Raw genomic sequence first — 20508 nt, 5'->3', positions numbered from 1 at the left:
ATGGAGCATGATGTCGTCCGAAAACCGCTTCACACTTTTCGGCATCATGCTCTAGGGAGGTCGAGAAAATGGCAATCCTGCTCAACCGCAGCACCCGCGTCATCGTCCAGGGGTTCACCGGCAAGATCGGCAGCTTCCATGCCGAAGACATGAAGCGCTACGGCACCAAGCTGGTCGGCGGCGTCACGCCCGGCAAGGGCGGCCAGAAGCATCTCGGCCTGCCCGTCTTCAACACGGTCAAGGGCGCGGTGCGCGAGACCCGCGCCGAGGCCAGCATCGTCTTCGTGCCGCCGCCCTTTGCCGCCGATTCGATCATGGAAGCGGCGGACGCCGGCATTAAACTCTGCGTCTGCATCACCGACGGCATCCCGTCGCAGGACATGATGCAGGTCAAGCGCTACATGCTGCGCTACCGCTACGAGGACCGCATGCGGCTGATCGGCCCGAACTGCGCCGGCGTCATCACACCCGGACAGGCGCTGATGGGCATCATGCCCGGCAGCATCTACCTCCCCGGCCGCGTCGGCATTGTCGGCCGCTCGGGAACCCTGGGCTACGAGGCGGCGTCGCAGATGAAGTCGCTCGGCATCGGCGTCTCGACCAGCGTCGGCATCGGCGGCGACCCGATCAACGGCTCCTCCTTCAAGGACGTGCTGAAACTGTTCGAACAGGATGACGACACCGACGCCGTGGTGATGATCGGCGAGATCGGCGGGCCGCAGGAAGCCGAAGCGGCCATCTGGGCGCGCGACAATATGAGAAAGCCGCTGATCGCCTACATCGCCGGCCTCTCCGCCCCCAAAGGCCGCCGCATGGGCCACGCCGGCGCCATCATCTCGGCCTTCGGCGAGTCGGCGCAGGAAAAGGTGGAAATCTTGAAAGAAGCCGGCGTGATCATCGTGCCGACGCCGTCCTCGTTCGGCGAGGTGGTGGCGGACACGCTGGCGGGGATGAAGAAGGCGGCTTGAACAGCGGCCTCCGGTTCGCCTGCGCCTCAGGCGGCCCGAAGCTCAGGCAGCCCAACCTTAGGCGGCCTTGTCGGTCACGGGCTTCGCGACCTTGGTGCGGGTGGCGCTGCGGCGGCCGTCGACGCTGACCGGAATGTCGCCGTCGACCGTGGCGCGACGCACCACCCGGTGCTGGTCGCCGTAATCGTTGACGGCGTAGTGCTGCGTCGCGCGGTTATCCCAGATCGCCACATCGCCGGCCTTCCAGCGCCAGCGCACGGTGTTCTCCGGCGCCGTGACATAGGACTGGAACACCTCGTAGAGCTTCGCCGAATCGGTTTTGGAAAGACCGATCAGCCGTTGCACGAAATTGCCGAGCAGCAGCGAGCGCTCGCCTGTTTCGGGATGGACGCGGACAACGGGATGCTCGGTCTCGTAGATCGTCGAGGTGAAGATTTCCTCGAAGTGCTTCTTTTCCGCAGCACTCGCACGCGGCCGCACCGCAGCGTAATCGTAGGCGTTGCTGTGCACCGCCCAGAGATTGTCGGCGAGCAGTTTCAACGGCTCGGGCAGGTCCTGATAGGCGGCCGCGGTGTTCGACCAGATGGTGTCGCCGCCGGCCGGCGGTATGACGACGCCGCGAAGAACGGAGAATTTCGGATAGGCGTCGACGAAGGTGACATCGGTATGCCATTGGTCGGCGCGACCGCCGCCACGGCTGGAATCGAGTTCGAGAATGGACGCCGTTCCCTTGACGGGACCTTGGGTCGGATGCGGGACGAGGTCGCCGAGACGCTGGGCAAAGCGCTCCTGCCCGGCATCGTCGAGATGCGCCTGGTCGCGGAAGAACACCACCTTGTGCCGCAACAGGATCTGGTTGATCGCCGCGACCGTCTGCTGCGGCAGGTCGCCGGAGAGCCGAATGTTCCTGATCTCTGCGCCGACGCGTCCGGTAAGCGGGACAATATCGGCATCCGGGATGATCTGCTCTACGGGGGTAAGTCTGGTCATGGGAACCTCTTCCTCTAAAGCCGCGGGCTGGTGGCAATGCTCCGCCGTCTGCCGGCCGCATAGCGATCGGCGGAGCAACTCCCTCATCGGGAGCCGACTTGCCTGGTAACGAGAGCACTGATCTCAACTCAGGAGGCGAAGGCCGCCAAGGCTGGCGAGCAGTACCGAGATCCCATTCAAAGCGTAATTCTACAAATTCCATAGACATTTCTTTTCAAAGTTCGGCGGCCCTGAGAAAATGCCTTCTGTCCAGTTCGTTCGTGAGCAGCAGGCGGTGGAGCCCTGCGCGACGCGGCCCGCACCAGTAGTGACGCTGTCGTATCCCTTCGATATTGGAGATGGCGGGTGAATTGCATGCCTGATATTGATGGCTTCCACGCATCACGCAGGCGCCGAGATGACAGACTCCGATAAGGCTGACGCTGTCGAGCAATTGCTCGATACGCCTGACCTCGCCACCGCGCTGGAAAGCGACCAGTTCAAGAAATTTCTCGACCAGATGCCGATCGCGATCGCCGTCTCGGAATTGATCGCGAAGGAGCGTGTCGTCTACGCCAATCCCGAATTCGAGAAGCTCTCGGACCTCAAGGCGCCGAAGCTTGCGCGGGAAAACTGGGCGGCCCTTTCCGGCAGGGGGCTTCATCGGCAGAAGGACAGGCCGCTCGCCGAGGCTGTCGTTGAAGACACCGATTTCGTCGGCACATTTCGTCTTGAGCGCGGCGAGGACAAGCCGGCAATCGTCGACGTTTATTCCAACGTTATCGAGGACGACAACGGCAAGCTCTGCTTCCGGCTGGTGGCGCTTGTCGACGTCACGGCACACGGTGAGACCGAGGACGCGCGACCCGCGGAGGAGCTCATCCGGGAGAAGGACACCCTGTTGCGCGAACTGCAGCACCGGGTGAAAAACAATCTGCAGATGATCACCGCTTTGATCCGGATGGAAACCCGCAACGCCACCGAACCGGACCAGAAGCGTTTCGAAAGGCTTGCCGGCCGGGTAGACGCATTGGCAATCCTTTACCAGACCTTGTCGGCTGACCAGCAGAAGGATGAGGTGGATCTTGGTGTGTATCTTAGCCAGATCGCGTCCGCCGTCATGGCGTCGCACGCAGTCGAAGGTATCCGCCTTGACCTTAAGGTGGATACCTATCCGGTATCCATCAACGTTGCCATGCCGACAGGCCTGGTCGTCAATGAGTTGCTGACCAACGCTCTCAAACATGCATTCGTCGGGCGCGACGGCGGCACGATCACGCTGCACAGCGTCGTCAGCGGCGATGGTTGCCGGGTGACTGTCGCCGATGATGGAATCGGTCTGCCGACGGGTGAGACCTGGCCCAGGCCAGGCAAGCTCGGCTCCCTGATCGCGCGGTCGCTGACCGAAAATGCCAAGGCGCAATTCGACGTCAAGTCGAGTGCCGGCGAGGGAACCAGGGTCACCATCGTCTTCAGGCGATCGGCGGCGACGGACTGAGGCTATGCAACGACGCGCCGGCAAATCCCGGCCGGACAGGTGCTTCGGGCGCTCGCGGGTGTGGCCTTAAGTCGCAAACGATTTGGCTGCAGAAGCGGGGCGCCGGGCTTCTTTGACGGTGCGATCAGCACCATATGTGGGTCACAGCCCTCCAAAACGAGAGAAGCTCGCTCCGGCGGGTCGCACCGCGGCCGTCAGCCGGCAATGGCTATGAACCAGGAAACTGAAAACCATCATGCGTGAAAATATCAGACCAGCGTCTAGAGACGTCCCCCTCATTCAGCTAGGCCTCAACCAGTGCCGCTTCCCGGTGAGCGAAGACCGCTCGGTACCCGGTGGTTACCGGTTTTGTGCCGGGCCGACGTCGCCGGATCGCGTCTACTGCGATCACCACCACACCGTCGTGACGGCCGTTGACCCTCGTCGAGCCCGTCCGGGTCTCCATTTCCCGCAACGACGCGCCGCTTAGGTCACCCACATCCCCTGCCCCGCCACCGGCAAAGCCGGGGACTCGGGTGCAGGAGGCTGGCCGGTGCGAGCCAAACGGCGTTCGCGTGCGGCTCTGCGACCTCTTGTTGCAACTCTGCTGCGGCCGGTTCAAGCGCCAAAGGCGATGATCTGGCGTCGACGGCCTGAGAAGCCGCAATGATTTCAATGGCCGAAAAATTATGGTGCGGTCGAGAAGACTCGAACTTCCACGGGTTGCCCCACAGCGACCTCAACGCTGCGCGTCTACCAATTCCGCCACGACCGCCCGTGGTAGGAGCCGGAACGAACCGGCTCGCGGCGTGTAGCAAATCGTTTCCGGCGAAACAAGGGCGCGGCGCGCAATAATCGCCGCAAATTGGCATATCGGCCTCTACAGCGCCGCGCGTCCTGTGGGACGCGCAAAGGACGCTGCAGCACTTTGATTTGGCGCATGATCCTTTCCGAAGATCGTTCCTATCTTCGGGGTCGTGCGCGAAGGCCGAAATGCGTGGCGAACTGGACGTTTCAGCCGGATACCGCCATATGAAGGGCAAATGCATTTGGCCCCAGAGCGCAAGCCGGTTTCGCCAAGCGGCGTGCATTAAGCGAAAAACGAAAAGCCATGACCGAACGCAGCCAGATCGCCACGTCGTTCCTGCCCTTGCCCGGGTCAGCGCCGGTCGAATGGCGCATCGAGCCTGGCCTGACCGGCTACACCGATGCGCTGGCTCTGATGGAAGCGCGCGCCGAGGCGATCCGCACGGGTGCGGCCGCCGAGATGGTCTGGCTGGTCGAGCATCCGCCGCTTTACACCGCCGGCACCAGCGCCCGCATCGAGGACTTGATCGACCCCGACCGTTTCCCGGTCTTTGCCGCGGGGCGCGGCGGCGAATACACCTATCACGGGCCGGGGCAGCGGGTTGCCTATGTCATGCTTGACCTGAAGCGCCGGCGCGAGGATGTGCGCGCCTTCGTCGCCGCGCTCGAGCAGTGGATCATCGGCACGCTTGCCGCCTTCAATGTACGCGGCGAACGCCGCGAGGACCGCGTCGGAGTCTGGGTGGTGCGGCCCGAGCGCCCGTCCCTGCCCGACGGCTCGCCGGCTGAAGACAAGATCGCGGCCATCGGCATCCGGCTGCGGCGCTGGGTGAGCTTTCATGGCATTGCCGTCAATGTCGAGCCGGATCTCAGCCATTTCAGCGGCATCGTGCCATGCGGCGTGCCGGATCACGGCGTCACCAGCCTGGTCGACCTCGGCCTGCCCGTGACCATGGGCGATTTCGACCTGGCGCTGAAATCCGCCTTCGAGGATGTTTTCGGGGCAGCGGAGTCAACTTCTGCAGAACCGGCTCGCAAGGCCGGCTGAGTCTCACCTCGACCAACGCTCAAAGCAACCGCGCCGAGGCCCACAACAGCCCGAAACCGTGAATGGCGAAGACGGCCAGCAGCGCGCCGGCCATGGCGAAACGGTCGAAGATGCGGATCGGCTTCAATTCGTGGCGCGGTTTTACCCCGCTACCCACTGTCATCAGGCTGAGGATGGCAAAGACGGCGCCCGCCACCAGCAGAAAGCTTTGGGAAAAGCCGGCCAGCCAGCCAAGCCATAGCAAGGCCGAGAGCAGGGAAAACGAGGCGAGCGCCAGGGCGACCGGCCCCGGGCAGATCTGGCGCAGCACCTGACCGCCGTCGAATTTCCACACCGGCACCAGATTGGCGATGTTGAACAGCGCGGCAAAGCCGGCAAGCGTCGCCAGAAGGGCCGCGGCGAGCCGATGTCCCTCGCCGGATGCGAGCCCGCTGGCGACGATCAGCAGCGGTACCAGGAACGCGGAAAAACCAGCGCCCATCAGCGCCACGAAGGCGACCTCGAAGCGGCTGTCATAAGGCCGGCCGCCAATGGCGATGCCGCCGAGCAGCGGGATAAAGATCATCCGCGCCTTGCGATGACCGGTTAGCCGAAAGGCCGCCATGTGGCCGAGCTCATGCAGGGCAACCACCGAGGTCAGGATCGCGGCCAGCGCCAGGCCGCCGAGATTGAGTCCGAAGAACGGCCAAAGGATGAAAGCCGACAGAACGGCGAAACCGACCTGGCTCAGCGGATGCTCGAACCAGCCGCCCTTGCGATACTGTCCGGTCCTCGCCCAGATCTCCAGCTTGCCGAGCTCGCGGCGCATGGCGAAGTAGCGGAACACCAGGAAGGCGACGCCGCGATAGCGATCGGTCTGACTGAGCGTCACCCGCGTGCCGGCACCTTCCGAGGTGAGTTCAGTGGTCTCGTAAAAATCCTTCCAGAACGACGCGTCGAGCGCGGTATCCTCGATGACCCGCATCGAAAAACGACTGCCTTCGACGACGTCCTCGAAGCGCGACCTTCGCTCGATCGGCTGGCCGTCCCGGCCCTCCCAGGACAGCAGGATGCGGGCCGTGCCCTGCCCGTCCAGCGGCTGGGCCGAGAGTATCTCGCCGGACCAGCCGGCATCGCTGCCGAGCGGCCACAGCGCCTGCCAGAGGCGCTGCCGGTCCACGGCAACCACGCGGCTCAGCCGCGCCGTGCGCAAACCGAGCGGCGCGGTCATCAAAAGGAAAATCAGTCCGAGATTACCGGCCACCAGAAGGGCCGTCACGATCGGCGACACCTGAGGTTTTTGCTCCCTGTCTTGGCGGGGCAGCCTAGCGTCATGGTGGCAAGAAAGGCTTCAACGGCACAGCGCCTTCCTGCCCGCCTAAAACACTGCGGCGAACCGCAGTTGCATCACATGGCGCCGATCCAGACAGCCATGGAAACCAGAAACGCACTCATGCACACCAACGAAACGACGTCCTGAACAAGATCGCTCATAACTCTCTCCTGTTGTTGATATGTTCGTATTTTGTTCTAACTTTGTTCGAAAGTCAATGAGCGGAAAGCGGCATGCCGACGAATCCTGACAGCCGGTTTGGGCAGGGTTAAGGAAAGGTTGACGGCAGTGCTGACGCAGGGCGCATCGCATGCCTTTGCGATCGGGACACGCACCAATCACTTCGTGATCCTAGGGCGGAGCAAGGAGCGCAGCGACGCGGCGCAGACCCTAGGATGAGGAAGTTGGGGCCTACGACGGAACGACCTTGCCATCCGCCAACGTCACCCGGCGGTCCATGCGCGAGGCGAGTTCGTGATTGTGGGTCGCGATCAGTGCGGCAAGGCCGGACTGCTTGACCAGCGCACCAAGCGCCTCGAAGACATAGGAGGCGGTGACCGGGTCGAGATTGCCGGTCGGCTCGTCGGCGAGCAGCAGCAAGGGCGCATTGGCGACCGCGCGGGCAATGGCGACGCGCTGCTGCTCGCCGCCCGACAATTCGGACGGCCGGTGCGACGCGCGCTTGCCGATCTGCATGTAGTCGAGCAGCTGTGCCGCGCGCTCCGACGCCTCCTTGCGCGAGAGCCCCTTGATCAGCTGCGGCATCATGATGTTTTCGAGTGCCGAAAACTCCGGCAGCAAATGGTGAAACTGATAGACGAAACCGACATCGTTGCGGCGGATCGCGGTGCGTTCGTCATCGGACAGCCGCCCGCAGGCGCGGCCGGCCAAAATGACGTCGCCGGCGTCGGGGCGCTCGAGCAGGCCCGCAGTGTGCAAGAGCGTCGACTTGCCGGTGCCCGATGGCGCCACCAGCGCCACCATCTCGCCGCGCTTCAGCGAAAAGTCGGCGCCGTTCAAAATGGTGAGCTTGCGCGGCCCCTGGACATAGTGCCGCTCGACGCTCTTCAGCTCGATAATGATCTCGGACTTCATTCGTATCTCAAGGCCTCGACCGGATCGAGACGGGCGGCCCGCCACGCCGGAAACACGGTGGCCAGGAAGGACAGGCCGAGCGCCATCAGGATGACATAGGTGGTCTCGCGCGGATCCATCTTTGCCGGCAACTGGCTGAGGAAATAGAGCTCCGGATTGAACAGCACCTTGCCGGTCATCCAGGAGAAGAACTGGCGGATGGATTCGATGTTGGTGCAGATGAGCACCCCGAGCAGCACGCCGGCGAGCGTGCCGGTGACGCCGATCGCAGCGCCCGTCATCAGGAAGATGCGCAGGATGGCGGCGCGCGTAGCGCCCATCGTGCGCAGGATGGCGATGTCGTGGCCCTTGTCCTTCACCAGCATGATCAGGCCGGAAATGATGTTGAGCGCCGCCACCAGCACGATCAGCGTCAGGATCATGAACATGACGTTGCGCTCGACCTGAAGTGCTGAAAAGAACGTCTCGTTGCGCTGGCGCCAGTCGACCATGTCGATTGGCCGCTGCGCCGCCGCATCGACCAGCGGTTTCAGCGCGTCCACATCGTCGGGATTGTCGACATAGATCTCGATCGTCTGCGCCCTGCCGTCCATGTTGAAATAGAGCTGCGCTTCGGAAAACGGCATGTAGACGATGGAGCTGTCATACTCCGACATGCCGACCTCGAAGATCGCCGCCACCTTGTAGCCCTTCATCCGCGGCGTCGTGCCCATCGGCGTCACATCGCCGTCCGGCGAGATCAGCGTGATGGTGTCGCCGAGCACGAGGCCGAGATTCTCGGCCATGCGCTTGCCGATGGCGACGCCCTCGCCCGAGTCGAAATCGGCGAGCGAACCCTGCTTGACGTTGTTGGCGACGATGGCGATCTTGCCGAGGTCTTCGGCGCGTATGCCGCGTACCAGCGCGCCCATGCCACCGCCGACATTGCCTTGCGCCAGCACCTGGCCGTCGATCAGCGGAATGGCGTATTTGACGCCGGCCACGCCGTTGATGCGGGCGGCAACCTGCGCGTAGTCCTCAAGCGGCGAATCCAGCGGCTGCACGATCAGATGACCGTTGACGCCGAGGATGCGGGTCAGAAGCTCAGCCCGGAATCCGTTCATCACCGCCATGACGACGATCAGCGTGGCGACACCGAGCATGATGCCGAGGAAGGAGATCGAGGCGATGACCGAGATCACCGTCTCCTTGCGGCGCGACCGCAAATAGCGCCAGGCGACCATGCGTTCGAACATGGAGAACGGGCCAGCGACCGGAGATTTGGCGATCGGCGACTTGGCGACCGAAGGCTTCGTTGCCGCGGCTTCGCTCATGCGATTGCACCGAAGCGTTTCCTGGCCTCCGTGACCGGCAGCGTCTCGCGCTCGCCGGTCCGGCGGTTCTTGATCTCGATCTCGCCGGCGGCAACGCCGCGCGGTCCGACGATCACCTGCCAGGGCAGGCCGATCAGATCGGCGGTGGCGAACTTGCCGCCCGGACGCTGGTCGGTGTCGTCGTAGAGCACGTCCTTGCCGGCACCGGTGAAGGCGGAATAGAGCTCGCCGCAGACGCGGTCGCAGTCGGCGTCGCCCACCTTCATGTTGATCAGGCCGATGTCGAACGGCGCCACCGCCTCCGGCCAGATGATGCCGTTGTCGTCATGGCTGGCCTCGATGATCGCCGCCACCAGGCGCGATGGGCCGATGCCGTAGGAGCCGCCGGAGACGAAATGATCCTTGCCGTCGGGCCCGGTCACCTTGGCGCCCATGGGCTTGGAATATTTGTCGCCGAAATGGAAGATGTGGCCGACCTCGATGCCGCGCGCCGAGACCCGGTCCGCTTCGCCAAGCTTGTCCCAGGCCGCCTCGTCATGCATCTCGTCGGTGGCGGCGTAAGGCGTCGTCCACGTCTTGACGATGTCGGCGATCTCAACGTCATTGCCGAAGTCGGTTTTCTCGCCGGGCACCTGGAGCGACAGATATTCGCGGTCGCAATAGACCTGGCTCTCGCCGGTGTCGGCCAGGATGATGAATTCATGGCTGAGATCGCCGCCGATCGGCCCGGTGTCGGCTCGCATCGGAATGGCCTGCAGCCCCATGCGCGTGAACGTTCGGAGATAGGATACGAACATGCGGTTATAGGCGGCTTTGGCTCCCTCGAAATCGAGGTCGAAGGAATAGGCGTCCTTCATCAGGAATTCGCGCGAGCGCATGACGCCGAAGCGCGGCCGCACCTCGTCGCGGAACTTCCATTGGATGTGGTAGAGGTTGAGCGGCAAATCCTTGTAGGACTTGACGTAGGCGCGCACGATCTCGGTAACCACTTCCTCGTTGGTCGGACCGTAGAGCATGTCGCGGTCCTGCCGGTCCTTGATGCGCAGCATCTCCTTGCCGTAGTCGTCATAACGGCCGCTTTCGCGCCACAGGTCGGCTGACTGGATGGTCGGCATCAGGATTTCCAGCGCGCCTGCGCGGTTCTGTTCCTCGCGGATGATGCGGCAGACCTTGTCCAGCACCAGCTTGCCCAGCGGCAGCCAGGAAAAGCTGCCCTGCCCCTGCTGGCGGATCATGCCCGCCCGCAGCATCAGCCGGTGCGAGACGATCTCGGCCTCGCGCGGATTTTCTTTCAGGATGGGCAGGAAAAACTGCGACAAACGCATGGACAGGTCCGTGAGAGAGGAGGCTGCACCGGAATCGGCGCGGCTGGCTTGCTTGCCCCGGCTTCATAGCTATTTCGTGACGGAATGGAAACCCGACCCGCGGCATCGGCCCGAAATCGCAAAAATCGATTCTTCTTCCAAAGATCTTCGAACCGAAAACGATAATTGCTCAGGTGCAAAGTGATGGCTTGGCTGCAAAGTGCTGACACACGCGTTGCGCGTCTGAGCGACGCAGCACACCTGGCCACATTAATGCGGCAGCCCCGGTGTTGTTCGTTTCGCAAGCAAAGCCTGCCGCACTATTGTGCACTGCAGCACAGATTGCCCGTTTGCGGGCAAAATTCTGCGTGACAATTTCATCGGGGTTAGGCTAGTGTGCCCCGATAACCGAGAGGGTAGAGAAAAATCTGCTCTCCTACGCGGTCAAAGTCTTGGGAGGATGCGATCTAGGCGCGGTTACCCGCTGCCGCCGGAAACCGGAAAACAGATCGGAACGCGTTTAAATTGCAAGGCCTTGTGCCTTGCATTTTTTTTGCCCGATCATCTGGTTAGATCAACCTGTTCCCAAATCACGTGAGCTTGCGTCAGCCTGACACCAAGGCGTGATTCTAATGCGGGTGGGCCATGCCTGGCCGCCGATTGCGCATCGCAAGCTGGTGAGCCAAAACCTGAGTTTGGCGCTCCGAAACAGGCACGAACACCCCACCCGATCTGTCGGCGGGAAAGTGTTAGTTATCCGGTGTCTGGCTGGCTTCGGGGATGATGTGGGGGACTTCGTCGAGGCTGTAACCCAGCCCGTGCGTCAGGCTGTAGAAAACCCCCATGACGACAGCCGTGACGATGGTGGTGCGGATCACGGCGCGCAGCATATGCGGTCCGCGCGGCGCGCTCGCAACCGTGCCCAGCGTCACGTCCTGGTCGTCATCCTGCGTCTTGACGCTGAACGGCAGCACGATGAACAGCATCAGCCACCAGGTGATGAAGAACAGCGCGGCAAACGAAATCCAGCTCATGCCTGCTCCAGTTCGACCAGCGTGCCGAAGAAATCCTTGGGATGCAGGAACAGCACCGGCTTGCCGTGGGCGCCGGTTTTGGGATTGCCGTCGCCCAGCACGCGGGCGCCGCTCGCTTTGAGGTGATCGCGCGCGACAAGGATGTCGTCGACCTCGTAGCAGACATGATGCATGCCACCCGAGGGGTTCTTCGCCAGAAAGGCCGCGATCGGCGACCGTTCGCCCAGCGGCTCCAGGAGTTCGATCTTGGTGTTGCCGACATCGACGAACACCACGGTAACGCCATGCTCGGGCAGCGCTTGCGGCGCGGTGACCTTCGCGCCAAGCGTATCGCGATAGGCCGCAATCGCCGCGGCCAGGTCCGGCACGGCAAGTGCTACATGGTTCAGGCGTCCCAGCATGAAGTGCTCCACAAGTTAAGGGAGTAGGGAATGGGCAGTAGGCAGTAGTGATACATCTGCATTTTTCTCCACTGCCTACCGCCTACTGCCTATTCCCTCACCTCGTCACAAACACCGTCACCAGCGGCTTCTTGCCCCAGGCCTCGTTGGCGGCGCCGCGCCCGGCGCGGTGCACCGCTTCCTGCACCAGATCGAGGCCCTGGGGGCGCGGGCGAGGGAGCGAGTCGACCGCGCCGACGGCCGCGTCGAGCATCAGATCTTCCATGTTTTCGCCACGGGCATCGGCCTCGGCGACGCCGATGGCGACCAGATCGGGATCGCCGGCGAGCTCATATTTATCGTCGAGCACGACATTGACCGCGACATGGCCGGCGAAGGATAGCTTGCGCCGGTCGCGTATGCCCATCGCCTGGTCGGTGCCGATCAGCCTGCCGTCCTTGTAGATGCGGCCGAACGGCACCTGGTCGATGATCGTGGCCGGACCCGGCGCCAGCCGCAGCATGTCGCCGTCGCGCACTTGCGCCACCTGGCCGATGCCCGACGTCGACATCAGCGATCCCTGCGCCACCAGATGCGCGGCTTCGCCATGCACGGGAACGCCGATCTGCGGCCGCACCCACTCATACATCCTGCGCAATTCGCTGCGGCGGGGATGGCCGGAGACATGCACAAGCGCGTCGCCATCCTCGATGATCTTGATGCCGAGGTCGATGAGGCGGTTCTTGATCTCGAGGATCGCCTTCTCGTTGCCGGGAATGGTGCGTGAGGAAAACACCACCGTGTCGCCGGCCGTCAGCGACACCGATTTCATCTCGTCGCGCGAAAGTTTTGCCAGTGCCGCCAGCGCCTCGCCTTGGCTGCCGGTGCAGATGATGACCAGGTTCTCGCGCGGGATGAAGCCGAAATCCTCCTCGGCGATGAACTCCGGCAGCCCGTCCATGTAGCCGAGTTCGCCGGCGACATCGATGACCCGCTTCAGCGAGCGGCCGAGCACCAGGCACTGGCGGCCGGCATCGCGCGCCGCCTTGGCGATGGAGACGATGCGTCCGACATTGGAGGAGAAGGTGGTGACGGCGACACGGCCGACAGCGCTCTGGATGACGCCCCTGAGGCCTTCGCCCACCGCCACTTCCGACGGCGATTCGCCTTCGCGCAGCGCATTGGTGGAATCGCAGATCAGCGCCAGCACACCCTTGTCGCCATAGGCGCGAAACCGCGCCTCGTCGGTTTTCGGACCGATCGTCGGTTCCGGATCGATCTTCCAGTCGCCGGTATGGATGACGGTGCCGGCCGGCGAGGTGATCGCCAGCGACATCGGCTCGGGGATCGAGTGCGCCACCGGAATGGCCTCGATCGAGAACGGGCCGACAGTGAATGTTTCGCCTGCCCGGTAGATCGTCACCGGAATTTTCTTCGGCGCGCCCTGCTCGCCCTGGCGCTTGGCGTCCAGCAGGCCGGCGCTGAACGGTGTCATCCACACCGGCGCCTTCAGCTTCGGCCAGATGTCGAGCAGCGCCCCGTAATGGTCTTCATGCGCGTGGGTGATGATGATGCCGCGCAGGCCGGCGAGGTTCTCCTCGATGAAGCGGGTATCGGGCAGGATCAGGTCGACGCCCGGATGCGCCGCATCGGGAAAGGTCACGCCGACATCGACGACGATCCACTCGCGCGCGCTAGGCGGCCCATAGCCGTAAAGGGCGAAGTTCATGCCGATCTCGCCGACGCCGCCGAGCGGCACGAAGACGAGTTCGGCGTTTTGCGCTTTCGCCATCAATTTTCCCTTCCCGGCCCTTGCGGCCAGCCCTAAATCTTTGCCGACGCGACGGCGCCGAAATGCACGTCGCCGGCGGCTACCGTCACGACCGACCCCTCATCATCGCGGATCACGAAACGGCAGTCCGCGTCAATGGTCTCGAAGGTACCGCGCACCACATTCCCGTCAATCCTGACAGCAACCTCGCCGCCAAGCCCCGCCGCGCGCGATAGCCAGCGACGCCGGATGGCGTCGAGCCCGCGTCCGTCATCCCACAGCCGGGCATTATCGGTCCAGGCATCGGACAGCGCCAAGAACAGCGTTTCGGCGTCGCATGTCGCGCCCAGCGCCTGAAGCGATGTCGCCGGATACGGCAAATCCGGCGGATGCGCCACCACATTGACGCCGATGCCCACCGCCACCGCGAAACGGCCGCCATCGAGAATGGCCGATTCCAGCAGGATGCCGGCCAGCTTGGCGCCGGAGGCCAGCACATCGTTCGGCCATTTCAGCTCGAAGCGGTTCTGCCCCTGGCTGGCGCCGTCGAGGCCGATAGCGATCCTGCCCTTCGGCACCACGGCGTCGAGCGCATCGGCCAGCGACAGGCCCGCGACGAAGCCCAGCGTCGCCGCCAGACGCAACTCACCGCCGGTGATGACCAGCAATGTCGCCGCCAGATTGCCCTCGGGCGATACCCAGGCCCTGCCGCGGCGGCCACGGCCGCTTTCCTGCTTCTTGGAAACGACCCACAATTTGCCGGGATCGCCTGCCCTTGCATGGTCCAGCGCCAGCGTGTTGGTGGAACCCACACTGTCATGCGCCTCGAGCCGGAACCCTTCCGTCTCAGAGGTTGGAGCCAGCCGAAATGCCATCCGGTCAGAAAAATGTCTTGGCGGCGGCTTCGGCGTAGGTCGCGATCGGACCGCCGATCAGCACATAGAACAGCACGAAAGCGCCGGAGACACCAAGCACGAGGCGCAGCTCAACCGCCATCGGCACGAAGCCGCCGGCCGGTTCGTCGAACCACATGATCTTGATGATGCGCAGATAGTAGAAAGCGCCCACCACAGAGGCCAGCACGCCGATGATCGCCAGCGCATAGAGATTGGCGTTGATGGCGGCGAGGAACACGTACCATTTCCCCCAGAAGCCGGCGAGCGGCGGGATGCCGGCCAGCGAGAACATCAGGATGGTCAGGATCGTCGCCATGATCGGGTTGGTCGACGACAGACCGGCGAGATCGCTGATATGCTCGACATTGCCTTCCTTGCGCCGCATGGCGAGGATGAAGGCGAAGGTGCCGAGCGTCATGACGAGATAGATCAGCATGTAGATGGCGACGCCGCGCACGCCGGCCTGGCTGTTGGCGGCTAGGCCGACCAGCGCGTAGCCCATATGGCCGATCGAGGAGTACGCCATCAGCCGCTTGATGTTGGTTTGGCCGATCGCGGCGAAGGAGCCGAGCGCCATCGAGGCGATCGAGATGAAGACGATGATCTGCTGCCAGTCGGAAGCGATCGGCTTGAAGGCGCCCATGGTGACGCGCACGATCAGCGCCATTGCCGCCATTTTGGGGGCAGCCGCCAGGAAGGCGGTGACCGGCGTCGGCGCGCCCTCGTAGACATCGGGCGTCCACATGTGGAACGGCACCGCGGAAATCTTGAAGGCAAGGCCGGCCAAAACGAAAACCAGGCCGACGACGAGGCCGAGCTGGCGCTCACCGCTGCCAAGCGCCGAGGCGATTTCCTGGAAGCCGACATTGCCAGTGTAGCCGTAAATGAGGCTGATGCCGTAAAGCAGCATGCCCGACGACAGCGCGCCCAGCACAAAATACTTCAAACCGGCCTCGGTCGAACGCAGATTGTCGCGATTGATCGCGGCCAGCACGTAAATCGCCAGCGACTGCAGCTCGAGGCCGAGATAGAGCCCGATCATGCCGTTGGCCGAGATCATCAGCATCATACCGAGCGTGCAGAGCAGGATCAGCACCGGGTATTCGAACTTGTCGAAATGCTCCTGCCTGGCGAAGCGCATCGACATCACCAGCGTCACCGCCGAACCGATCAGCGACAGCACCTTCATGAAGCGGGAGAACGGATCCTGGATGAAGGCGTTGCCGTAGGCTGCGCCCTGTCCCGTGGGAAAGATCAGCCATAGGCCTGCGATCACCAGCACGGCGACGGCAAGGACAGTCACCAGAATGGCAGTGTTGGCGCGCGAATAGGCGCCCACCATCAACAGCGCCAGCGCGCCGATGGCGAGGATCAGCTCCGGCGTCGAGAGCGAAAGGCTGGAGTAAAGGTCCGGCGTCATGGTTCGCAAAACCTCTGGTCAGTTCGCCGCCGCGGTCTGCGCGGCGCCGATGGATGCGGTGACATTGGTGACGAGCGCCTTGACCGACTGGGCCGTGGCATCGAAGACGGGAGCGGGATAAACGCCGAAGAAGATGACCAGCACGACCAGCGGGTAGATGATTGCCTTCTCGCGCGTCGACAGATCGAGCAGGCCCTTCAGGCTTTCCTTGGTCAGCGCGCCGAAGATCACCCGGCGGTAGAGCCAGAGCGCGTAGGCCGCCGACAGGATGACGCCGGTGGCGGCGAAGAAAGCCACCCAGGTGTTGACCCGGAACACGCCGAGCATGGTCAGGAACTCGCCAACGAAACCTGACGTGCCCGGCAAGCCGACATTGGCCATGGTGAAGATCAGGAACACCGTGGCGTATTTCGGCATGTTGTTGACCAAGCCGCCATAGGCGTCGATCTCGCGCGTGTGCATGCGGTCGTAAATGACGCCGACGCACAGGAACAGCGCGCCCGAGACGAGGCCGTGGCTCAGCATCTGGAAGATCGCGCCCTGCACGCCTTCCTGGTTCATGGCGAAGATGCCCATGGTGACGAAGCCCATATGGGCGACGGAGGAATAGGCGATCAGCTTCTTCATGTCCTCCTGCATCAGCGCCACCAGCGAGGTGTAGATGATGGCGACGACCGACAGCGTAAACACCAGCGGCGCGAACATTTCCGAGGCCAGCGGGAACATCGGCAGGGAAAAGCGCAGGAAGCCGTACCCGCCCATTTTCAACAGGATGCCGGCCAGGATCACCGAGCCCGCCGTCGGCGCTTCGACGTGGGCGTCGGGCAGCCAGGTGTGCACCGGCCACATCGGCATCTTCACCGCGAAGGAGGCGAAGAAGGCCAGAAATAGCCATGTCTGCATGTGGGCCGGGAAGTTGTGGGTCAGCAGCGTCGGGATGTCGGTGGTGCCCGCCTGGAAGAACATCGCCATGATGGCGAGCAGCATCAGCACCGAGCCGGCCAACGTGTAGAGGAAGAACTTGAACGAGGCATAGACGCGGCGCTTGCCGCCCCAGACGCCGATGATGATGAACATCGGGATCAGGCCGGCCTCGAAGAAGACGTAGAACAGCACGATGTCGAGCGCGCAGAACACGCCGATCATCAGCGTTTCCAAGAGCAGGAAGGCGATCATGTAGGCCTTGACCCGCTTGTCGATCGCTTCCCACGACGCCAGGATGCAGAGCGGCATCAGGAACGTCGTCAGGATGACGAACAGCATCGAAATGCCGTCGACGCCCATATGGTAGGAGATGCCGGAATCCAGCCAGGCAAACTTCTCGACGAACTGGAAGCCGGCTTGCGAATTGTCGAAGCCGGTCCAGATGAACAGCGAGATGATGAAGGTGGCTGCTGTCGTCGTGAACGCGATGGCGCGGATGTTGCGACGCGCATTCGGGCTGTCATCCCTGATGAACAGGATCAGCAGCACACCTACGAGCGGCAGGAACGTGACCAGCGAGAGGATTGGCCAGGCGGTCATCAGAGCATCATCCAGGTGACGAGTGCGGCCACGCCGATCAGCATGGCGAAGGCATAGTGATAGAGATAGCCGGTCTGCAGCTTGACGACGCGGTCGGTGACGTCGACGACACGCGCCGAAATGCCGTCAGGGCCGAGCCCGTCGATGATGGTGCCGTCGCCGGTCTTCCACAAGAACCTGCCCAGCGCCTTTGCCGGCCGCACGAACAGGACGTCGTAGAGCTCGTCAAAGTACCATTTGTTGAGCAGGAAGGCATAGAGCAGCCGATGGTTGGCGGCGACGCTCCGGGGCAGCTCCGGCGAGCGGATGTAGAACTTCCAGGCGACGGCAAAGCCGATGATCATGGCGACGAACGGTGCCAGCTCGACCCACAGCGGCAATTCATGGATCTCGTGCAGGATGTGGTTGCCCGGCAGCGTGAACAGCGACGCCTTCCAGAATTCGGCATAGGCTTCGCCGATGAAGGCGCCATGAAAGACAACGCCGGCAAACAGCGCGCCCGCGGCCAGGATGAACAGCGGCACCAGCATCACCGGCGGCGATTCATGGACATGGTGCATGACGTCGTGGCTCGCCCGCGGCTCGCCGTGGAAGGTCATGAAGATCAGCCGCCAGGAGTAGAAGGAGGTGAAGCAGGCGGCGATGACCAGCAGGACAAAAGCGAGGCCGGCGACCGAATTGTGGCCGGCAAAGGCAGCCTCGATGATGGCATCCTTGGAGAAGAAGCCGGCGGTGCCGATGACGGTCACCGGAATGCCGACGCCGGTCAGTGCCAGCGTGCCGATCACCATCATCCAGTAGGTCTTCGGAATGAGCTTCCGCAGGCCACCCATCTTGCGCATGTCCTGCTCGTCGGACACGGCATGGATGACCGAGCCGGAGCCCAGGAACAGCAGCGCCTTGAAGAAGGCATGCGTGAACAGATGGAAGATCGCCGCGCCATAGGCGCCGACGCCGAGCGCGACGAACATGTAGCCGAGCTGCGAGCAGGTCGAATAGGCGATGACGCGCTTGATGTCGTTCTGGACCAGGCCGACGGTCGCCGCGAAGAAGGCGGTGAAGGCGCCGATGAAGGTCACCACGGTCAGCGCCGAATGCGACAGTTCGAACAGCGGCGACAGCCGGGCCAGCATGAACACGCCGGCCGTAACCATGGTGGCGGCATGGATCAGCGCGGAAACCGGCGTCGGGCCTTCCATGGCGTCCGGCAGCCAGGTGTGCAGCGGCACCTGCGCCGACTTGCCCATGGCGCCCATGAACAGCAGCAGGCAGACGATGGTCATGGCCGCCTGCTTGTCCAGCGCATAGCCGAGGAAGGTCAGCACGGCGGCGCCTTGTGGTGCGCCTTCGGCCGGAATGAACGTCGCGGCATTGGCGAAGATGGTGCCGAGATTGACCGAGCCGAACAAAACGAAGACGCCGAAAATGCCGAGCGCAAAGCCGAAATCGCCGACGCGGTTGACGACGAAGGCCTTGATCGCAGCGGCATTGGCCGACGGCTTCTTGTACCAGAAGCCGATCAGCAAATAGGAGGCGAGACCCACCCCTTCCCAGCCGAAGAACATCTGCACCAGATTGTCGGCCGTCACCAGCATCAGCATGGCGAAGGTGAACAGCGACAGATAGGCAAAGAAGCGGGGCCGGTTCGGATCGTGGTGCATGTAGCCGATCGAATAGATGTGGACCAGCGCCGACACCGTGTTGACCACCACCAGCATGACCACCGTCAGCGTGTCGATCCTGAGCGCCCAGGACGCGTCCAAGCCGCCGGATTGGATCCAGCGCAGTACCGGCACGGTGAACACCTCGCCTTCGCCGAAGCCGACGGAGAAGAAGGCGACCCAGGACAGCACGGCCGAGATCACCAGGAAGCCCGAGGTGATGTATTCCGATGCCTTGGCGCCCAGCGAATTGCCGAACAGACCGACGATCAGGAAGCCGAGCAGCGGAAGGAAGACGATCGCTTGATACATGTTAGCCCCGTCAACCCTTCATCTGGTTCACGTCTTCGACCGCGATCGAGCCGCGGTTGCGGAAGAAGACGACGAGAATGGCAAGACCGATGGCCGCTTCGGCGGCGGCGACCGTCAGCACGAACAGGGCAAACACCTGGCCGACGAGATCGCCCAATGCCGCCGAGAAGGCAACGAAATTGATGTTGACCGCCAAAAGAATCAGCTCGATCGACATCAGGATGACGATGATGTTCCTGCGGTTCAGGAAGATGCCGAACACGCCCAGCGTGAACAGGATCGCCGATACGGTCAGGTAATGTGCGATGCCGACGACCATGGCCAGATCAAACCTTTCCCGGCATTTGTTGAATCATTGAACGCGCGGATACGATGGCGTCCAAAAGGCTGTCTATGGCAGAAGGCTCGAAGATAACTGTTGCATCATTCCGGCCTGCCCCCTGAACGTATGTGAAATCTTCGCTCTTGATGTTCAGCGTAAGATTCCCGTCGCGATTCCAGACGAATACCCAGGCCTTCTCAGTCGAATCAACCCGCCAAGAGGCAACCTGCTCTCCCCAGTATTTTTTCTTCAAACGACCGAACATCGTCAGAGCCCCTCGCCCGACTTGACCTTGCGGATTTCCATGCCTGTCGCCGGCGTGCGGCCGACCTGGGCTGCGATCGACTGCCGCTTGATCCCTTCCTTGTGGCGCAGCGTCAGCACGATGGCGCCGATCATGGCGACCAGCAGGATGAGGCCCGAAATCTGGAAGTAGTAGAGGTAGTCGGTATAGAGGATGTCGCCGAGTGCTGCGGTGTTTGTCCGCGCGGCAAGATCCGGGATGGGTTTGGAGACCGTCGAGGCCAGTTGCGGCGCGAAGGTGTAGCCGCCGAGCACCACGATCAGCTCGGCCGCCAGGATCAGCCCGACCAGCGCGCCGATCGGCGCATATTGCAGGGCGCCTTCCTTCATCTCGGCGAAGTCGACATCGAGCATCATGACGACGAACAGGAACAGCACCATGACCGCGCCGACATAGACGACAAGCAGGATCATCGCCAGGAACTCGGCGCCGGTCAGCATGAACAGGCCGGCGGCGTTGAAGAAGGTCAGGATCAGGAACAGCACGGAATGCACGGGGTTGCGCGACGAAATGACCATGAAGGCCGACGCCACCGCGACAAAGGCGAAGAGGTAGAAAAAGGCCGCCTCTAGTCCACTCAGCATTGGGGAT

19 protein-coding genes and 1 tRNA gene are annotated in these 20508 nt (G+C 62.9%); 4 read left to right on the top strand and 16 right to left on the bottom strand.

Annotated elements, in window-relative coordinates; genetic code table 11:
• The first annotated feature begins 68 nt into the window (after positions 1-68).
• A complete protein-coding gene (gene sucD / locus NKI06_RS05735; protein WP_352984422.1) occupies positions 69-968 on the top strand; it encodes a succinate--CoA ligase subunit alpha in 900 nt (299 codons plus the stop codon).
• 57 nt (positions 969-1025) lie between these two features.
• On the opposite strand, the gene NKI06_RS05730 is transcribed toward sucD, so the two are convergent.
• A complete protein-coding gene (locus tag NKI06_RS05730) occupies positions 1026-1958 on the bottom strand; it encodes a TauD/TfdA dioxygenase family protein (protein WP_352984420.1) in 933 nt (310 codons plus the stop codon).
• A 397-nt stretch (positions 1959-2355) separates the two neighbouring features.
• Here NKI06_RS05730 and NKI06_RS05725 point away from each other — a divergent pair, with 397 nt between their 5' ends.
• On the top strand, positions 2356-3435 hold the full coding sequence (locus tag NKI06_RS05725; protein WP_352984418.1) for a sensor histidine kinase: 1080 nt from the start codon (positions 2356-2358) through the stop codon (positions 3433-3435).
• A gap of 235 nt (positions 3436-3670) precedes the next feature.
• Positions 3671-3904, top strand: coding sequence for a GcrA family cell cycle regulator (locus tag NKI06_RS05720; RefSeq protein WP_352762402.1), 234 nt, complete (start codon positions 3671-3673; stop codon positions 3902-3904).
• Positions 3905-4104: 200 nt separating this feature from the next.
• On the opposite strand, the gene NKI06_RS05715 is transcribed toward NKI06_RS05720, so the two are convergent.
• Positions 4105-4189, bottom strand: a tRNA-Leu gene (locus NKI06_RS05715).
• 336 nt (positions 4190-4525) lie between these two features.
• On the opposite strand from NKI06_RS05715, the gene lipB reads away from it, so the two are divergent.
• A complete protein-coding gene (gene lipB / locus NKI06_RS05710; RefSeq protein WP_023670798.1) occupies positions 4526-5269 on the top strand; it encodes a lipoyl(octanoyl) transferase LipB in 744 nt (247 codons plus the stop codon).
• 19 nt (positions 5270-5288) lie between these two features.
• On the opposite strand, the gene NKI06_RS05705 is transcribed toward lipB, so the two are convergent.
• The 14 genes from NKI06_RS05705 to NKI06_RS05640 all read right to left on the bottom strand — a co-directional run bounded on the left by NKI06_RS05705 (position 5289) and on the right by NKI06_RS05640 (position 20501).
• Complete coding sequence (locus NKI06_RS05705; protein ID WP_352984416.1) at positions 5289-6539, bottom strand: site-2 protease family protein; 1251 nt, start codon at positions 6537-6539, stop codon at positions 5289-5291.
• 453 nt (positions 6540-6992) lie between these two features.
• Positions 6993-7676: an ABC transporter ATP-binding protein gene (locus tag NKI06_RS05700; protein ID WP_352762407.1), complete on the bottom strand. Its 684-nt coding sequence runs from the start codon at positions 7674-7676 to the stop codon at positions 6993-6995.
• Positions 7673-8989, bottom strand: a complete 1317-nt coding sequence (locus NKI06_RS05695) for a lipoprotein-releasing ABC transporter permease subunit (RefSeq protein WP_352560143.1) — start codon at positions 8987-8989, stop codon at positions 7673-7675. The genes NKI06_RS05700 and NKI06_RS05695 overlap by 4 nt, the downstream gene beginning before the upstream one ends.
• Entirely contained in the window at positions 8986-10314 is a 1329-nt protein-coding gene (gene proS, locus NKI06_RS05690) for a proline--tRNA ligase (protein WP_352984413.1), read from the bottom strand. Before proS ends, NKI06_RS05695 begins: the two co-directional genes overlap by 4 nt.
• Positions 10315-11042: 728 nt before the next feature.
• Positions 11043-11327: a DUF1467 family protein gene (locus NKI06_RS05685; protein WP_023741631.1), complete on the bottom strand. Its 285-nt coding sequence runs from the start codon at positions 11325-11327 to the stop codon at positions 11043-11045.
• Positions 11324-11728 (bottom strand): methylmalonyl-CoA epimerase, encoded by a 405-nt coding sequence (gene mce / locus NKI06_RS05680; RefSeq protein WP_023685207.1) that lies wholly within the window; start codon positions 11726-11728, stop codon positions 11324-11326. The genes NKI06_RS05685 and mce overlap by 4 nt, the downstream gene beginning before the upstream one ends.
• A 97-nt stretch (positions 11729-11825) precedes the next feature.
• Positions 11826-13499, bottom strand: coding sequence for a ribonuclease J (locus NKI06_RS05675; protein WP_352984410.1), 1674 nt, complete (start codon positions 13497-13499; stop codon positions 11826-11828).
• Positions 13500-13531: 32 nt separating this feature from the next.
• Positions 13532-14353 carry a biotin--[acetyl-CoA-carboxylase] ligase gene (locus tag NKI06_RS05670; protein ID WP_023709242.1) on the bottom strand — a complete coding sequence of 274 codons (822 nt, stop codon included), beginning with the start codon at positions 14351-14353 and terminating at the stop codon, positions 13532-13534.
• Positions 14354-14357: 4 nt separating this feature from the next.
• Positions 14358-15794, bottom strand: coding sequence for an NADH-quinone oxidoreductase subunit NuoN (gene nuoN, locus NKI06_RS05665; protein WP_023751641.1), 1437 nt, complete (start codon positions 15792-15794; stop codon positions 14358-14360).
• An 18-nt stretch (positions 15795-15812) separates the two neighbouring features.
• A complete protein-coding gene (locus tag NKI06_RS05660; protein WP_023670808.1) occupies positions 15813-17318 on the bottom strand; it encodes an NADH-quinone oxidoreductase subunit M in 1506 nt (501 codons plus the stop codon).
• Positions 17318-19291, bottom strand: coding sequence for an NADH-quinone oxidoreductase subunit L (nuoL, locus tag NKI06_RS05655; protein ID WP_023706137.1), 1974 nt, complete (start codon positions 19289-19291; stop codon positions 17318-17320). The genes NKI06_RS05660 and nuoL overlap by 1 nt, the downstream gene beginning before the upstream one ends.
• A gap of 10 nt (positions 19292-19301) precedes the next feature.
• A complete protein-coding gene (gene nuoK / locus NKI06_RS05650) occupies positions 19302-19610 on the bottom strand; it encodes an NADH-quinone oxidoreductase subunit NuoK (RefSeq protein WP_023670810.1) in 309 nt (102 codons plus the stop codon).
• A gap of 7 nt (positions 19611-19617) precedes the next feature.
• Positions 19618-19878 carry a hypothetical protein gene (locus NKI06_RS05645; protein WP_023670811.1) on the bottom strand — a complete coding sequence of 87 codons (261 nt, stop codon included), beginning with the start codon at positions 19876-19878 and terminating at the stop codon, positions 19618-19620.
• A 2-nt stretch (positions 19879-19880) separates the two neighbouring features.
• On the bottom strand, positions 19881-20501 hold the full coding sequence (locus NKI06_RS05640; protein WP_023670812.1) for an NADH-quinone oxidoreductase subunit J: 621 nt from the start codon (positions 20499-20501) through the stop codon (positions 19881-19883).
• Positions 20502-20508: the final 7 nt, after the last annotated feature.

Origin of the sequence: Mesorhizobium sp. M0772 (assembly GCF_040320135.1) — a bacterium.
Lineage (GTDB): Bacteria > Pseudomonadota > Alphaproteobacteria > Rhizobiales > Rhizobiaceae > Mesorhizobium.
The sequence above is the reverse complement of the archived record's forward strand: the minus strand, read 5'-3'. Positions and strand labels throughout refer to the sequence as shown.

What these genes read in the sequence shown, in the direction of transcription:
- sucD (WP_352984422.1), top strand. Translation starts at nt 69, where the DNA reads ATGGCAATCCTGCTCAACCGCAGCACCCGCGTCATCGTCCAGGGGTTC.
- NKI06_RS05730 (WP_352984420.1), bottom strand. Translation starts at nt 1,958, where the DNA reads ATGACCAGACTTACCCCCGTAGAGCAGATCATCCCGGATGCCGATATT.
- NKI06_RS05725 (WP_352984418.1), top strand. Translation starts at nt 2,356, where the DNA reads ATGACAGACTCCGATAAGGCTGACGCTGTCGAGCAATTGCTCGATACG.
- NKI06_RS05720 (WP_352762402.1), top strand. Translation starts at nt 3,671, where the DNA reads ATGCGTGAAAATATCAGACCAGCGTCTAGAGACGTCCCCCTCATTCAG.
- lipB (WP_023670798.1), top strand. Translation starts at nt 4,526, where the DNA reads ATGACCGAACGCAGCCAGATCGCCACGTCGTTCCTGCCCTTGCCCGGG.
- NKI06_RS05700 (WP_352762407.1), bottom strand. Translation starts at nt 7,676, where the DNA reads ATGAAGTCCGAGATCATTATCGAGCTGAAGAGCGTCGAGCGGCACTAT.
- NKI06_RS05695 (WP_352560143.1), bottom strand. Translation starts at nt 8,989, where the DNA reads ATGAGCGAAGCCGCGGCAACGAAGCCTTCGGTCGCCAAGTCGCCGATC.
- proS (WP_352984413.1), bottom strand. Translation starts at nt 10,314, where the DNA reads ATGCGTTTGTCGCAGTTTTTCCTGCCCATCCTGAAAGAAAATCCGCGC.
- NKI06_RS05685 (WP_023741631.1), bottom strand. Translation starts at nt 11,327, where the DNA reads ATGAGCTGGATTTCGTTTGCCGCGCTGTTCTTCATCACCTGGTGGCTG.
- mce (WP_023685207.1), bottom strand. Translation starts at nt 11,728, where the DNA reads ATGCTGGGACGCCTGAACCATGTAGCACTTGCCGTGCCGGACCTGGCC.
- NKI06_RS05675 (WP_352984410.1), bottom strand. Translation starts at nt 13,499, where the DNA reads ATGGCGAAAGCGCAAAACGCCGAACTCGTCTTCGTGCCGCTCGGCGGC.
- NKI06_RS05670 (WP_023709242.1), bottom strand. Translation starts at nt 14,353, where the DNA reads ATGGCATTTCGGCTGGCTCCAACCTCTGAGACGGAAGGGTTCCGGCTC.
- nuoN (WP_023751641.1), bottom strand. Translation starts at nt 15,794, where the DNA reads ATGACGCCGGACCTTTACTCCAGCCTTTCGCTCTCGACGCCGGAGCTG.
- NKI06_RS05660 (WP_023670808.1), bottom strand. Translation starts at nt 17,318, where the DNA reads ATGACCGCCTGGCCAATCCTCTCGCTGGTCACGTTCCTGCCGCTCGTA.
- nuoL (WP_023706137.1), bottom strand. Translation starts at nt 19,291, where the DNA reads ATGTATCAAGCGATCGTCTTCCTTCCGCTGCTCGGCTTCCTGATCGTC.
- nuoK (WP_023670810.1), bottom strand. Translation starts at nt 19,610, where the DNA reads ATGGTCGTCGGCATCGCACATTACCTGACCGTATCGGCGATCCTGTTC.
- NKI06_RS05645 (WP_023670811.1), bottom strand. Translation starts at nt 19,878, where the DNA reads ATGTTCGGTCGTTTGAAGAAAAAATACTGGGGAGAGCAGGTTGCCTCT.
- NKI06_RS05640 (WP_023670812.1), bottom strand. Translation starts at nt 20,501, where the DNA reads ATGCTGAGTGGACTAGAGGCGGCCTTTTTCTACCTCTTCGCCTTTGTC.